At 60.4% G+C, this 14,141-nt stretch carries 12 protein-coding genes; 10 read left to right on the top strand and 2 right to left on the bottom strand.

Annotated features, from left to right (window positions below; all coding sequences use genetic code 11):
- The first annotated feature begins 9 nt into the window (after positions 1–9).
- The 5 genes from M0D64_RS31065 (at position 10) to M0D64_RS31045 (ending at position 5,060) form a co-directional block, all read left to right on the top strand.
- Entirely contained in the window at positions 10–1,257 is a 1,248-nt protein-coding gene (locus tag M0D64_RS31065; RefSeq protein ID WP_266260597.1) for a D-amino acid dehydrogenase, read from the top strand.
- Positions 1,258–1,562: 305 nt separating this feature from the next.
- Positions 1,563–2,684: a branched-chain amino acid ABC transporter substrate-binding protein gene (locus M0D64_RS31060; protein ID WP_266240500.1), complete on the top strand. Its 1,122-nt coding sequence runs from the start codon at positions 1,563–1,565 to the stop codon at positions 2,682–2,684.
- 284 nt (positions 2,685–2,968) lie between these two features.
- Positions 2,969–3,694 carry a haloacid dehalogenase type II gene (locus M0D64_RS31055; protein ID WP_266260596.1) on the top strand — a complete coding sequence of 242 codons (726 nt, stop codon included), beginning with the start codon at positions 2,969–2,971 and terminating at the stop codon, positions 3,692–3,694.
- A 104-nt stretch (positions 3,695–3,798) separates the two neighbouring features.
- Complete coding sequence (locus M0D64_RS31050) at positions 3,799–4,524, top strand: haloacid dehalogenase type II (RefSeq protein WP_266260595.1); 726 nt, start codon at positions 3,799–3,801, stop codon at positions 4,522–4,524.
- A 41-nt stretch (positions 4,525–4,565) separates the two neighbouring features.
- Positions 4,566–5,060: an Lrp/AsnC family transcriptional regulator gene (locus M0D64_RS31045; RefSeq protein ID WP_266240503.1), complete on the top strand. Its 495-nt coding sequence runs from the start codon at positions 4,566–4,568 to the stop codon at positions 5,058–5,060.
- 97 nt (positions 5,061–5,157) lie between these two features.
- Here the strand turns inward: M0D64_RS31045 and M0D64_RS31040 are convergent, their stop codons facing one another.
- Entirely contained in the window at positions 5,158–6,729 is a 1,572-nt protein-coding gene (locus tag M0D64_RS31040) for a PucR family transcriptional regulator (protein WP_266260594.1), read from the bottom strand.
- A 49-nt stretch (positions 6,730–6,778) separates the two neighbouring features.
- Positions 6,779–8,068 carry an MFS transporter gene (locus M0D64_RS31035; RefSeq protein ID WP_171926153.1) on the bottom strand — a complete coding sequence of 430 codons (1,290 nt, stop codon included), beginning with the start codon at positions 8,066–8,068 and terminating at the stop codon, positions 6,779–6,781.
- A 263-nt stretch (positions 8,069–8,331) separates the two neighbouring features.
- On the opposite strand from M0D64_RS31035, the gene gabT reads away from it, so the two are divergent.
- The 5 genes from gabT (at position 8,332) to M0D64_RS31010 (ending at position 14,116) form a co-directional block, all read left to right on the top strand.
- On the top strand, positions 8,332–9,633 hold the full coding sequence (gene gabT, locus M0D64_RS31030) for a 4-aminobutyrate--2-oxoglutarate transaminase (protein ID WP_266240505.1): 1,302 nt from the start codon (positions 8,332–8,334) through the stop codon (positions 9,631–9,633).
- A 12-nt stretch (positions 9,634–9,645) separates the two neighbouring features.
- On the top strand, positions 9,646–11,094 hold the full coding sequence (locus M0D64_RS31025; RefSeq protein ID WP_266260593.1) for an aldehyde dehydrogenase family protein: 1,449 nt from the start codon (positions 9,646–9,648) through the stop codon (positions 11,092–11,094).
- Complete coding sequence (locus M0D64_RS31020; RefSeq protein WP_171926156.1) at positions 11,094–11,432, top strand: tRNA-binding protein; 339 nt, start codon at positions 11,094–11,096, stop codon at positions 11,430–11,432. Before M0D64_RS31025 ends, M0D64_RS31020 begins: the two co-directional genes overlap by 1 nt.
- A gap of 75 nt (positions 11,433–11,507) precedes the next feature.
- Positions 11,508–13,121, top strand: coding sequence for an amidohydrolase family protein (locus M0D64_RS31015; RefSeq protein WP_266260591.1), 1,614 nt, complete (start codon positions 11,508–11,510; stop codon positions 13,119–13,121).
- Positions 13,122–13,126: 5 nt separating this feature from the next.
- Complete coding sequence (locus tag M0D64_RS31010; protein ID WP_266260590.1) at positions 13,127–14,116, top strand: GTP-binding protein; 990 nt, start codon at positions 13,127–13,129, stop codon at positions 14,114–14,116.
- The last annotated feature ends 25 nt before the right edge of the window (positions 14,117–14,141 follow it).

Genomic DNA, 14,141 nt, shown 5'->3' with positions numbered 1-14,141 from the left:
AAGAAACTGATGAAAGTCGTTGTACTAGGAGCGGGACTCTCGGGCGTACTCTCCGCCTACTATTTGAATAAGGACGGCTTCGACGTCACGGTGGTCGACCGGCAGCCTGTAGCGGCGAACGAAACCAGCCATGCGAACGGTAGTCTCATTTGCCTCGGACACTCGTATCCGTGGGCTTCCCCCGCAGCGCCGGGGATTCTGCTCAAATCCCTCATACGTGATGACCAGGCGTTGCGATTGAGCCTCAAGTTTTCGCCGCGCATGTGGGCGTGGCTTTTCAAGTTCCTGCTTGAATGTCCACGTAGCCGCGCCGACCGTCACGCTGCGTCGCGCCTGAGACTCGCGTCCTATTCGCAGTCGCTTATGGGCGAAGTCGTCGACGACGCGAAGCTGCAGTTCCACCATGCCGATCGGGGACTGCTGTACATCTATCGCAATGAGTCGACGATGAAGCACGGTGTCGAGCAAATGCGCGTACTCGAAAACAACGGGCTTCCGATCAGGATAGTCAATCCGACGGAGGTCGCAGCTATCGAGCCGTCGCTCGAACCGGTCAAGAACGAGTTCGTCGGCGCAGTCTACGTTCCCAGCGATGGCACTGGGGACGCCAGACTGTTCACGGTCGAACTGGCGAAGGTACTTGAGGGACGGGGCGTCAAATTTCTCTATAACACCGACGTTAAAGGTCTCAACGTGGCGAGCGATCGCGTCGTTTCAGTCGAAACGTCTCGCGGCCCGATCGAGGCGGAAACGTTCGTCGTTGCAATGGGTTCCTACTCTCCGCTTTTGCTCAGACCGCATGGTATCAAGCTGGACGTCTTTCCAGTGAAGGGCTACTCCATGACCGTCCCTATCGAGAATCTGGACCAGGCGCCCGTGATTGGCGGACTCGATGAGGACAACCTCCTGGCGTTCTCCTGTCTCGGCGACAAGCTTCGGCTCACCGCGACGGCGCAATTTGTCGGCTACGACACATCGCATGCGGAGAGCGATTTCCGGCATATGACTCAGGCCGCGATAAGTCTGTATCCGACCATCGGAAATTATTCAAAGGCGAAATACTGGGCCGGATTGAGACCCGCTACGCCCGACGGCAATACCCGATTCGGCTCGGCGAAATACCAGAACCTGATTCTCAACACGGGGCAGGGGTCCATGGGTTGGACAATGGCATGCGGCAGCGGCCGGATAACGGCTGACCTCGTTGCGGGACGAAAGCCCTCCATCGACATTCGCGAGATGGCCTGGCGGAACTGACGAGTACGGCGGTTGCCCGTTGCTTCGGCAGATGCAACAGCCCCATGAGCCTCTGCCTATCGAGCACTGCGTTGCGCGCACGGGAGATAGAACCGGTCCGGTTCATCCGGGTGCACGAATCTTCGTGCATAGGCCTACCGGTGGACATTAACGTAAATAGCAGTGAAAGAGCCTTGCGTTTTCGTACGTTGAGCAGGATGGTTCGTCGAATTTGGCTGCCTATGCTCGGAATCGCTGGACGATGTCGTGTCGACTTCACCATCGAATGAGACGCACGAGCCAGTTTCCCATCCATGAGGTAACAAATGAAAACGCAATTCAATTCCGCATTTGCATTGGCCGTGTTTTTTTCCGCTATCGTTGCTCACGCCGAGGTGGTTAAGATCGGCGTGGCCGGCCCACTTACCGGGGCGCAGGCGCTCTTCGGGAAGGACAATGAGCGCGGCGTAAGGTTGGCGATCGACGATCTGAATGCATCAAATCTGAAGATCAACGGACAACTCGTTAAGTTTGAACTGATCTCGGAAGATGATCAGGCGGACCCGAAGACAGGAATGTCAATTGCGCAAAAACTTGTGGATTCTGGTGTAAAGGCAGTGATCGGCCACTACAACTCTGGTGTGATGATTCCCGCCGACCAAATTTACAATAATGCGCGCATCCCAGTGATTACCGGGGCCGCCTCCAATCCAGCGGTCACGGCGGCTGGCCTTCCGTACGTATTTCGGTTGGCGGCCAACGATAACGTCATGGGTGCCCGGATGGCGGAATTCGCCCGGAAAGAACTCAAGGCTGACAAAGTCGCTGTGATTGACGATCGCACGGCTTATGGTGCCGGTGTGGCCGACGTCTTCGTGGAGACCGCGAAGAAACTGGGGATGTCGATTACGACTCGCGAGTTCGCGACGGACAAGTCAGTTGACTTCACCGCGATCCTGAACAAGATCAAAGCCACGAAACCTGACGTGATCTTTTATGGCGGTTACTACGCTCAAGCAGCGACTGTCGGCCGTCAATCCCGTCAACTTGCGCTGACCGTTCCGATTCTTGGCGGTGACGGAATCTGCTCTGTCGAGCTTCCCAAGCTTGCCGGAGGAGCGCTTGACGGGCGAGGCTATTGCGCCCAGGGTGGTTTGCCGCTGGAGCAACTGGAGAAGGGGCCCGAATTCGCCGCTCGCTATACCAAGGAGTTTGGCAGCAAACCTGACATCTATTCGCCCGCCTTCTATTCGGCGACCATACTTGTGAGCGATGCCATGAAGCGGGCTAACTCAACCGATCCCGAGAAGTTTGTCCCCTTGTTGAAGAAAGACGCGTTCTCGACCTTGGTCGGGGCGGTCCGCTTTGATGCTTCGGGAGAATGGGCTAACGCGCCGGTTACGCTGTACAAGATTGCTGACGGGAAGTTGAACCAGATCCGGCAATAGGGTTATCCCGCGATACCGGGCGGGATAAGCGATTGACGGGTTCCGGCGGAGGAGCGACGCGAGGGTCCGGTTCGTGTCGGGTCCCCGACAACCAGGGGGTACCCACAGTAAGGTATCCAGCGATCGCCTTTTGCTAACATGCCAGGCAGAAGCCAGCAGCAGATTCTGCTGCTGGTGTGCGGACGAGCAACAGAGATTGCCGATGCGGTGGGCAACATAAGTAACGGTTGCTGAGCGTGCCCAATAGACTATGTCTAGCTCACCAACCAACAGGAGGAGTTACTGTGAAACTGACCGACTTCGATACACTGACTTTCGATTGCTACGGCACGCTCATCGACTGGGAAACGGGTATTTTCGAGGGGTTGCGTCCTCTGCTCGAACGCGTCAACCCGCCGCTGACGCGGGATCAGGTTCTTGAAGCACACGCACGTCATGAGTCGTCGCAGCAGGCCTACACGCCGGCGAAGCGTTACCAGGAACTGCTGCCGATCGTGTACAAGCGACTCGCCGAGGAATGGCAGGTGCCTTTCACGTACGAGGAGTGCCTCGCCTACGGCAAGTCCGTACGCAATTGGCCGGCGTTTGAGGACTCGGCGAGCGCGCTGCAGTATCTGAAGAAGTACTACAAACTGGTCATCTTGTCGAACATCGACAATGACAGCTTCACGTACAGCAACGCGAAGCTTCAGGTCGAATTCGACGCGATCATCACCGCAGAGGACGTCGGCTCCTATAAACCGTCGCCGCGAAACTTCGAGTACATGCTGGACAAGCTGGGCGCCCGCGGTATCCGGAAGGAGAAGATCCTCCACACCGCCGAGAGTCTGTTCCACGATCACAAGCCCGCGAACGCGTTCGGGCTTGCATCGTGCTGGATCTATCGCCGCCATTCGCAAACCGGTTTCGGTGCGACGATGAACCCCGGTGAGCAACCCACCGTGAACTTCCGTTTCAACAGCATGGCCGAATTCGCGAAGGCTCACCAGGAAGCGCTGCTGCAGAAGTAAGTAGTCGATAAATTTACCGGCCCTTGTGCCGGTTTGATTTGCCGCGCCAGTGCCGGCGCGGCGAGTTCCGCGCAAGCCGGAACACCCCAGTTAAGGAGCCCTTCATGCGGCTGACGGATTTTAAGGCCCTGACATTCGACTGCTACGGCACCCTGATCGACTGGGAATCGGGCATCGTCGCGGGCCTGTCAGCATTGGTCTCATCGCTTGACCCGCCATCGACGCGCGACCAGGTGCTGGAAGCGCACGCCCGTCACGAGTCATGTCAGCAGAACGCGACGCCCGACATGCCGTACAACCGGCTGCTCGAGGTAGTCTACAAGCGGCTCGCGGAGGAGTGGGGCGTCAGCTACACGCGCGAGCAGGCGGAGGCTTATGGTCGTTCGGTGCGCGATTGGCCCGCCTTCCCGGATTCGGCAAGTACGCTGCAGTATTTGAAGAAGTACTTCAAGCTGGTCATCATATCGAACGTGGATAACGAGAATTTCACATACAGCCGCGCCAAGCTGCATGTGCCCTTTGACGTCGTCGTCACGGCTGAGGATGTGGGAAGCTACAAGCCATCGAGCCGTAATTTTGAATATATGCTCGACGTGCTGTCGACACTCGGTGTGCGTAAGGACGAAATCCTGCACGTCGCGGACAGCATGTACCACGATCATGAGCCAGCCAACCGGTTGGACATTCGTTCATGCTGGATTCATCGGCGCTTCGAGCAGCGCGGGCTCGGTGCGACGATGCGCACATTCGCGGAGCCGTCTGTCGATTTCAGGTTCACCAGCATGGCGCAGTTCGTCAAGGCACATCACGAGGAGCTTTCCCGCGTGTAGCGGGGACGCCGGTTCGCCCGCCGATTCGAGAACAGAACGATATGAGCAACCGACCAAAACTCGACCGGATCGACATCAAGATCCTTGCCGAATTGCAGAGGAACGGCAACATCACCAACGCGAATCTCGCGGCCGCGGTTGGCCTTTCTGCGAGCCCGTGCCTGCAGCGCGTCAAGCGTCTTGAATCAGCCGGTGTGATTTCGGGCTACGGTGCTCACGTGAATGTCGCGAAAGTGACCAGCATCGTGTCAGTGTTCACGGAAATCATGCTGCATGACCATCGGCGCGAGGATTTTGTGCGCTTCGAAGCGAACGTGCGCGATTTCGACGAGATTACCGAATGTCACCTGGTGAGCGGTGGGTACGACTACCTGCTTAAGTTCGTCGTCAAGGACATCGGTCACTACCAGGAAGTGATTGAACGCCTGCTCGACCGCAATCTCGGCATCGAGAAGTATTTCAGTTACATCGTGATCCGTTCGCCGTTCGTCAAGCACGGAGTGCCTCTCGACAAGTTGCTGACAGATAACGACTGAAGCTGCGCAGTGGTCGTGGTTGGAACACTGGCCAATCTCCCGTATTAAAGCGTGGCGTTGCCCTGAAATCTTCCTGCGCAATGTATGAAATCAGCGTCTATTCCTCGCGAAGCCGATACAGCTCAATGGCGAACTGCAACTGAAAACGAATACGAGGATCCTCAAGCGATACGCCGAGCGTGCTCTCGATTCGCTCGACACGGTAGCGCAGCGTGCTAATGTGGATGCCGAGTGCCTTTGCTGTGTTCGCAAGTTGGAAGCCCTCGTCGGCAAGCGTGCCGAGCGTATCGAGTAGCGGTTCGCCGCGCCGCTTCTCCGCCAGTGGCAACACGAGCCGCTCGACTAGCAAATCGCGCGCGTCCGCTTCGCCCATCAGTGCGCGCGGGAAGAGGATCTCGTCGAAGTGATGCAGCCGGCCGGCCCGCAGCGTCGGAACTAGCGCCTCGACGTCCTTCGCGCCGAGGGCCATGCCTTTCACGCCGCTGTGTACGCGACTCACCGCCATCGCTGCGCGCCGGTCGGTTACGGCTTCCCAAAGTGCCGCCACCGATGCGTCTGCTGGCAAGATTAACCGGATCTGGTTCAGCCAGATTCCGAGCAATTCCGGCATTCCCTTCGCACGCAACTGGCGCTTCAGTGCATTGACCCAGCGTTCGCGGCGTTCGAGTCCTTCGGTCGTCAACGGGATCGGCTCGTCAATCAGCACGAGTCCAATTCGATACGGGGCGGCTTCGCTCCAGCCGAATACGCGAGCCCGTTCGAGGGCGCTCGCCGACGTGGTGAATTCGCCGTCGAGCAGGCTCGCGACGAGCGCATAGCCGAGCCGGTCTTCCTGCTGTGCGAGCGCTCGCTGGTGCATCATGTGAAGCGCCGCCACGACACTCGCGTGCTCGATAGCGCGTGCGTCCAGTTCATCGGTCTCGTCGTCGGCGAGATCGAGCCAAATGAGCGCGACCACCGTGTCCTGCAGACGCACCGGGTGGCAGAGCCGTTGTGCGTCGCCGTCCGCCGTTGCGAATGCAAGCTTTGTCGGGCGATTCGCGGGCCCACGGTAATGGGAAGGGAGGTCCACACGCGTTGCGTCGAGGAACTGCGGCTCGAGAGCCACCAGCGCGCCGACGTCGCTAATGGAACTGCCGAGCACATGGCCTGCAGGATCGGTGAAAGTCACCGCTCGCCCGAGCAGACTGCTCAATGCGCGCGCAATATCAGACAGGCTCGTCGCGGACACTGCTGCATTCGTGAGCGCACGGTGCAACTGCTCTGAGCGTTCTATGATCGCGCCCTGGAAGTTGATGATCTTCGCGAGGATCTCATGCGTGACATCGCTAAACTGCACCGCCCATGGCAACTCCAGCAGAGGCAACCCGACGCGATTCGCTTCTTCGAGCGCCTCGGTTGGGAAATGCTCGCGGAAATTCGGCACTGCGAGTACGACCCCGGCGAGTCCGATCGCGCTCAGATCCCGGACGAGTTGGCGCGAAGCGGTCTCGTCTCCGGGCCAGTTATAGCCCGTCGATAGTAGAAGCTCGCCCGATTTCACCCAGTTCGCAATGTCCGGGTGATCGACCATATGCACCCAGGTGATCTCGCGCTGAAGATTCTTGCCGCCGGCGACGACCTGGGCGTCCCGCAGTACGGTTTCGCGAATTGCGGTCTCGAGTTTCATCGCGGCTCCCCGGGAACGACGCGGCGGGGCGCCGCGAAGTCTAGCAAGATCAGGTGCCGCGCGGCTGGCGGTAGCCGAACAGCACGCCGAGCAAGCTGAATGCGGCTGCGAACATCACGTAGAACGCGGGCGCCATCGCGGTGCCGGTTCTGCTGATCAGCCAGGTCAGGATCAGCGACGCGAAACCGCCGAACGTCATCACGGCGAGGTTGTACGCGACCGACAGCCCGGTCGACAGCACCTTGGCCGGGAACGTTTCGGAAAGCGCGGCGAGAATCGGGCCGGTGTACACCGCAATCAGCACGCCGAACACAGCCTGGAATACGCACAGCGTGGCAAGCGACGGCGCCGACACAATCATCGCGAACAGCGGCCATGCGAGGATGAGCATCGCGGCCGACGCCCCCCCGAGCAGCCATTTCCGCCCGATTCGATCCGACCACCAGCCGGTGATGGGCGAACACACGGTGATCACGCCTCCACCGACCATTGCGGCGATGAATGACGCGGACGCCGGCAGCTTCAGCACTCTGACCGAGAAGGTCGGCATGTAGAACAGAATCACGTAGATACATACAGTCCACAATACGACCATCGCGAAACTCGCGAATGCTTGCCACGGATAATCGCGCAGCACATCCGCGAGCGGTGTCTTCGACTTGTCTGTCGTTTGCAGGAACACCGGCGTTTCTTCGAGGTTGCGCCGGATGAAAAAGCCTATCGGCCCGATCAGCAGGCCGCAGAGGAAGGGAATACGCCAGCCCCAGTTCTCGACGTCGGCCGCCGACAGGCCAAGCGTAATGCCGGTGCCAAAGCACGCGCCGAGCAGCACCGCGAAGCCGATGCTCGTCTGGATCCAGCTCGAGTAGTACGCTTTCTTGCCAGGCGGTGCGTGCTCGGTGAGGAAGGCCGTTGCCGTACCCATCTCGCCGCCCGCGGAGAAGCCCTGCAGCAGCCGCGCCAGCACGATGAGACAGGGGGCTGCAACGCCGATTTGCGAATAGGTCGGCGCAAGGCCAATCAACGCGGTGCCGGCGCACATCAGCAAAATTGTCAGCGAAAGCGCGGCCTTCCGGCCGGCGCGATCCGCGTAGATCCCGATCAGGATGCCGCCAAACGGCCGCACAAGAAACCCGACGCCGAACGTTGCAACCGACAGCATCAACGACGTCAGTTCGTTGCCCGTTGGAAAGAACAGCTTCGCGATAATGATGGCGAAGAAGCCATAGACCATGAAGTCGAACCATTCGAATCCGTTGCCGAGCACGGTCGCGACGATAGCGCGTCGTCGCGCAGTGCGGTCCTCTTCGTAGCCTGCGGACAGTTGCACGGTATTCATTTCCACCACTCCTGATTTGTAATATCTGCGACGGCGTCGAGCCGGGGGACGGGGCAGCGCGGCGCACCCGTTCACAGCCATTGGACTTAGCCACAAATCGCATAACTACCCACCAGAGAGAGGAAAAACGAAGCCTACCTTCCCATGAAAGATAGAAGAATCTTTGAAAGAGGGGAAGGAATACGCAGATTTTCCTATTTTAAGTAGGTATTCTCGGCCGTTCTGGTTTCCTACCATGGGGACATTCTATGGAGGTGAACCTCATGAGCAGTAGAGAACTGAATACGACCAGCCAGCTGGCCGCAATGCGGCAAACGTATGTGGCACGCGGCGTGGCGACCGCGCATCCGATTTTTGCGCAGCGTGCGACCGGCTCGTACTTGTGGGACGAGGACGGCCTGAAGTATCTGGATTTCGTCGGAGGCATTGGTGTCCTGAACGTCGGGCACAACCACCCGGCGGTCGTCGCAGCCGTCCAGCAGCAACTGGAGTCGTTCTCCCACGTGTGCTTTCAGGTGGTCGCTTACGAGCCGTACGTTCGTCTTGCTGCGCGACTGTCAGAACTTGTTGCACCCGGGCAGGGTTACAAGTCGGCATTCTTCACGACGGGCGCTGAGGCTGTCGAGAATGCGATCAAGATCGCACGTGCTTACACGAATCGGCCTGGCATCATCGCGTTCCGCGGTGGCTTCCACGGCCGTACGCTGATGGGGATGACGCTGACCGGAATGAGTGCCCCGTACAAGCAGAACTTCGGGCCGTTCGCGCCGGATGTCTATCACGCTCCGTATCCGAACGCGTACCACGGCGTGTCGTCGGACGACGCGCTTGCCGCGCTCGAGCAGATCTTCACGACGCAGATTGCCGCAGAGCGCGTCGCGGCGATCATCCTCGAGCCGGTGCAGGGTGACGGTGGTTTTCTCGCAGCGCCGCCGGAATTCATGCAGGCGTTGCGCGCGCTTACTCAGCGTCACGGGATCGTGCTGATCGCGGACGAGATCCAGACGGGCTTCGGCCGTACCGGGCAGATGTTCGGTTTCCAACATTCCGGTATCCAGCCCGACCTTGTGACGGTCGCAAAGAGCCTCGCGGGGGGACTGCCGCTTTCAGGCGTCGTCGGCCGGGCGGACATGGTCGACGCCCCACTGCCGGGTGGGCTCGGCGGTACGTATGGCGGCAATCCGCTCGCTTGCGCGGCGGCGAACGCGGTACTCGACCTATTCGAGCGTGAGAACGTTATCGAACGCAGCCGCGAGATCGGCGCGCAGCTCCGCGAAGGACTCCTGGTACTCGCCGAGGCGCACGACGAGATGGGCGAAGTTCGCCAGACGGGTTCGATGGTGGCGGTCGAGTTCGTGACGGATCGACGCACGAAGACTCCCGCGGCTGCACTCGTGCAGCGCGTGCTCGATGCAGCGCGCGACGAAGGCTTGCTGCTGATCAAGTGCGGCGTCGAACGCAACGTTGTCCGTTTCCTCGCGCCGCTCACGACGTCGGCGCAGGATGTGACAGACGCGCTGGCTATGTTCGGGCGCGCAGTCACTACCGCGAAGCGCGCAGCTTGAACGATGCACGCGATGCACGCCCACGAGGTCGTCCCGCAATGGCATGCGCGTCTGGCGGGTGTGCTCGATCGCATTCCGGCGACATTTCCAGTCGTCAACCCGGCTACAGGACTCGTCATCGCACAGGTGTCGGCATGCGGGAGACAGCAGGCGCTACTGGCGATCGAGGCGGCGTGTTGCGCCGCGAGTCCATGGCGTGAAACCACTTCCGGGGTTCGCAGCACTCTGCTGAGGAAATGGGCGGCACGGCTCGTCGACGACGCCGGTCGCGTCGCAACGACGGTGACACTCGAGACCGGCAAGCCGATCGGCGAGGCGCGGCGAGAGGTCAGCGACGCGATCCGCGCGATCGAGTGTTATGCCGAGCAGAGCAGGCTGACGGAGGTGGCGGCTGTCACGGAACACCTTGGTGAGCGGAGGCTCGAGCACCGGTTGCGGCCTATTGGCCCGGTAGCCGCGATCACCAACTGGTGCCAACCAGTGCTGACGACGGTGCGCCGGGTCGCGCCTGCGCTCGCCGCAGGTTGCCCCGTGATCCTGAAGCCGTCGTCCCGCGCGCCGCTGGGCGCGTTGACAGTGGCGAGCCTGTGGGATGCCGTCGGCGGCCCGACTGGCACGCTGCAAGTGTTGACGACAGACGACTCCGTTACCGCGGCTGATGAGTTCATGGCCGACGCACGCATCGGCATGGTTTCGTTCATCGGAGGCCGAGATGTTGGCCAGCACCTGGCGCGCAAATGCGCTGACGCATGCAAGGACGTGTTGCTTGAAGTAGACGGCCAGATGCCGTTCGTCGTGCTGGCGGATGCCGATCTCGAACGCGCGGCGGATGCGCTCGTCGCCGTCACGTTTCTGCGTAATGCGGGACAGGATTGTACGAGCGCGAACCGGCTCTATGTCGACGAGCGTGTTGCGGAGCATCTGGTTCGCGCGGTGGTCGTGCGTACGGCCGAATTGCGCTGCGGTGACTCGCTCGATGCGCGGACCCAGGTTGGGCCATTGGTCGACAGCCTGACTTTGAACATCATCGACGAACAGATTGAGGACGCGGTATGCGACGGCGCGCGGGTCGTGATTGGGGGCAGGCGCCTGGGCGGTTTGTACTTTGCGCCGACCGTGATTGATCACGTGCGGCCCGGCATGCGAATTGTCGAGGACGCACACGCGGGGCCGCTGCTGCCGGTACTGCGGTTTGCCGAGACAGAAGAGATGGCCGAGATGGCGACGTCGACCGGAAGGGGGCGGGCGGCATGGATCTGGTCCGGGGACCATGTGGCCGCACGCCGCCTGGCAACCGAACTTGGATACGACGACGTATGGATTAATGATGCCGGAGAAGCTCATGCCGACCGAGCCGGTTCCAGCGTCGTCTGGTCTGAAACCGGCGAGGTCGCGCGTTACGTCAGATCCATGATGATCGCATCGAACTTGTGTGCAATGGAAACTAATCGAGAGAGATGATGAGTGAAGGCAGTGCGTATGAAGCGTTCAATCAGGTCGACCTGCGTGTCGGCAAGGTCGTGCGTGTGGAACTCAACCACGAAGCGAAGAAGCCGGCGTACAAGCTCTGGATTGATTTCGGCGAACTGGGCGAGCGCACGACGAGTGCGCAATATACGGAGTTGTACCAGCCGGAGCAGCTCGTCGGGAGGTCGGTCGTCTGCGCGGTCAATCTCGGCACGCGCCGGATCGCCGGCTTCAAGTCTGAGGTGTTGACGCTCGGCGTCGAGCGGTCCGAAGGCGCCGTCGTGTATCTGACAACCGAGCGTGACGTCGCACCTGGCACAAAAGTTTTCTGACGTCGGCACACGCCGCGCTATCTGAAATCGCATCACACGTGCCGCATGGCACGTGACGAGATATCTGGAGGTGACATGACGAACCCCTCAAAGGCCGCGATCGAGGTGGGCGAGGAGATGGTCGCGGGTTTCGGCCGCAAGGGACTGGGGCAACTCCGGCCGTCGACTACGAGGGATCGCGGCGAAGGGCCGTTCGGACGGCTCGTGCTGCGCGGCGCGATGGTCATCGACGGAACGGGTGCGCCGCCGTGGGGACCGGCCGACATTGTCATCGAGGGCGACCGGATCGTCACGATCGCCGCGGTCGGCGTGCCTGGTTTGCCGATCAACGATACTCGCCGGCCAGCCGAGGGGGACCGCGAAATCGACTGCGCCGGCAAGTTCCTTACCCCCGGCTTCATTGACAGCCATGCACACATCGGCACGCCGTTCCATGCGGAAAGTGGCGAGATGATGCCTGCGGACTATGTCTACAAACTCTGGCTCGCACACGGCGTTACCTCCGTTCGCGAGGCTGGCTGCATGAACGGACTTGCGTGGACGCGTGAGCAGGAAGACGCGTCGGAAGCGAACCGGATTGCGGCGCCGCATCTGCATCCTTATGTCTATTTCCCGGCTGTCAACGACTACCTGAAGACGATCTACAACCCCGACGAGGGCCGTGAATGGCTCAGGCAGGTGCGGGACAAAGGTGCTGAAGGTGTGAAGTTCTTCGGTGCCCCACCGGCGATCATGCAGGCTGCGCTCGACGAATGCGCAAAACTCGGCTTGCGGACATGCTGTCACCACGCGCAATTGTCCGTGGGGCGGATGAATGCGCTGAGGACAGCGCAGTGGGGGCTGACGAGCACCGAGCACTCGTATGGCTTGCCCGAAGCGTTGTTCGACGGCCGTACGTTGCAGGACATCGACGACAACTACAACTATAACGACGAGTATTTGCGTTTCGCGACGGCTGGACAGACATTCCTGCAGGCCGCGCGCCCAGGCAGTCGCAAGTGGGACGACGCGCTCGCTTCGTTTCTCGAGGCTGGCCATACGTTCGTGCCGACAATGAACGTCTACGACAGCAACCGCGATCTCATGCGCGCGCGCCGCGCCGAATGGCATGAAGCCTACACGGATAGCACGACATGGAAGTACTTCCAGCCGCAGCGTGGCGGTCATGGCGCCTATTTCTATCGCTGGTCGGTAAAGAACGAGGTTGAATGGCGCGAAAGCTTCCGCATCTGGATGACATTCCTCAACGACTACAAGAATCGCGGCGGTCGCGTATGTATTGGAAGCGACTCGGGTTTCATGTTCCAGATCTACGGTTTCGGCTTCGTGCGCGAGCTCGAACTCTTGCAGGAGGCAGGCTTCTCACCGCTGGAGGTGTTGCGTGCAGCGACGCTGCATGGTGCGGAACTGCTCGGCATCGACCATGATACCGGCACGCTCGAAGTCGGTAGTCGTGCTGACCTGCTTGTGCACGACCAGAATCCATTGTCCGATTTCAAGTTGCTGTACGGTACGGGTGCACTGCGGTTGAACGACGGGCGTGGCGCTCTTGAGCAGCAGCGCGCGTTGCGGTTCACGATCAAAGGCGGCATGGTGTTCGACGTTGCGGAATTGCTGGCGGATGTCCGGGTGATGGTTGCGGCAACCTGGCCGAATGGCGAGGGGCCATTCGACAGCAGGGCGGAGTGAAAGGGATGGGTGCGCCGACGCAACTGGTGATTCTCGCGGGCCTGCTTGGGAGCGGGAAGACGTCGCTCGTTGAGGCCTTTCTAGACGGCACGAGCGTTGACACGGCGACAGCGGTGATTGTCAACGAGGTCGGCGCAGTCAACATTGACGGGGCTGTATTGTCGGAATCCGCGCATGGCGCCACGGTGGCGACGCTGAGCAACGGGTGCGTATGCTGCTCGTTGACCGACGACCTGGTGACGACGATTAGCGATCTGGCCGCCACACGTGAGCAGTTGTTACTGCCACCGTTTGAACGAATAGTGCTCGAATGCAGTGGATTATCGAAGCCTGGGCAAGTGATGCTCGCGTTGAATCAGCTAGCGGAATTAAAGCTTCGCGTTCATGTTGTCGTCACTTACGACTGCAGTCGTCCACCTGCCGACTATGGCGACTCTGATGATGCGGTGGCGCAGCTTGTTGCCGCCCATACGATCGTACTGACCAAGACCGACATTGTCATTCCGTCCCTCCGGACACTTGCGGGAGACACCGCGCGAACGCTGAATCCGCTCGCTCGTGTGATTGACGAATTTTCGCTTTCGGCGCGCGCGCGGGAGGCGTTTCGCGATTTCGGGGATGTGTTCGCCGCTGGCTCATCCCTCGTCGACGAGCGAGTGTTCAGACCGCGAGCGTTAATTCACCCTCGCGTGCAGGTGTTTCGAGCGCGGTTCGTTTCGCAGGCAGACTGGCAGGATGTGCTCGACTGGCTCGAGAACATTGCCGGCGCGACGGGGGAGCGCCTGTTGAGGATGAAGGCGATTGTCGCGGGAGCGTCGTCTTCCGATCGAGTTCTCTTGCAGAGCGTTGGCACGACGTTCGCGGCGCCGCGCAGGCTGGCGCCGGGCAGCGCATCAGAGACGACGGCGATCTTCATTGTTCGCGATTTCGCACTCGAAGATATCCAGGGCATCGAGTCGACGTTTGAAGTGGCGTGGAGCGCTCTACGCAGCTAGACCACGAGAGGACAACAACCGGCGC

This window comes from Paraburkholderia sp. WS6 (assembly GCF_030464835.1).
Lineage (GTDB): Bacteria > Pseudomonadota > Gammaproteobacteria > Burkholderiales > Burkholderiaceae > Paraburkholderia > Paraburkholderia madseniana.
Note: the sequence above shows the minus strand (reverse complement) of the source record. Positions and strands in the feature narration are given on the sequence as shown.

What these genes read in the sequence shown, in the direction of transcription:
- M0D64_RS31025 (WP_266260593.1), top strand. Translation starts at nt 9,646, where the DNA reads ATGCACGCCCACGAGGTCGTCCCGCAATGGCATGCGCGTCTGGCGGGT.
- M0D64_RS31020 (WP_171926156.1), top strand. Translation starts at nt 11,094, where the DNA reads ATGAGTGAAGGCAGTGCGTATGAAGCGTTCAATCAGGTCGACCTGCGT.
- gabT (WP_266240505.1), top strand. Translation starts at nt 8,332, where the DNA reads ATGAGCAGTAGAGAACTGAATACGACCAGCCAGCTGGCCGCAATGCGG.
- M0D64_RS31045 (WP_266240503.1), top strand. Translation starts at nt 4,566, where the DNA reads ATGAGCAACCGACCAAAACTCGACCGGATCGACATCAAGATCCTTGCC.
- M0D64_RS31060 (WP_266240500.1), top strand. Translation starts at nt 1,563, where the DNA reads ATGAAAACGCAATTCAATTCCGCATTTGCATTGGCCGTGTTTTTTTCC.
- M0D64_RS31050 (WP_266260595.1), top strand. Translation starts at nt 3,799, where the DNA reads ATGCGGCTGACGGATTTTAAGGCCCTGACATTCGACTGCTACGGCACC.
- M0D64_RS31035 (WP_171926153.1), bottom strand. Translation starts at nt 8,068, where the DNA reads ATGAATACCGTGCAACTGTCCGCAGGCTACGAAGAGGACCGCACTGCG.
- M0D64_RS31040 (WP_266260594.1), bottom strand. Translation starts at nt 6,729, where the DNA reads ATGAAACTCGAGACCGCAATTCGCGAAACCGTACTGCGGGACGCCCAG.
- M0D64_RS31010 (WP_266260590.1), top strand. Translation starts at nt 13,127, where the DNA reads ATGGGTGCGCCGACGCAACTGGTGATTCTCGCGGGCCTGCTTGGGAGC.
- M0D64_RS31065 (WP_266260597.1), top strand. Translation starts at nt 10, where the DNA reads ATGAAAGTCGTTGTACTAGGAGCGGGACTCTCGGGCGTACTCTCCGCC.
- M0D64_RS31015 (WP_266260591.1), top strand. Translation starts at nt 11,508, where the DNA reads ATGACGAACCCCTCAAAGGCCGCGATCGAGGTGGGCGAGGAGATGGTC.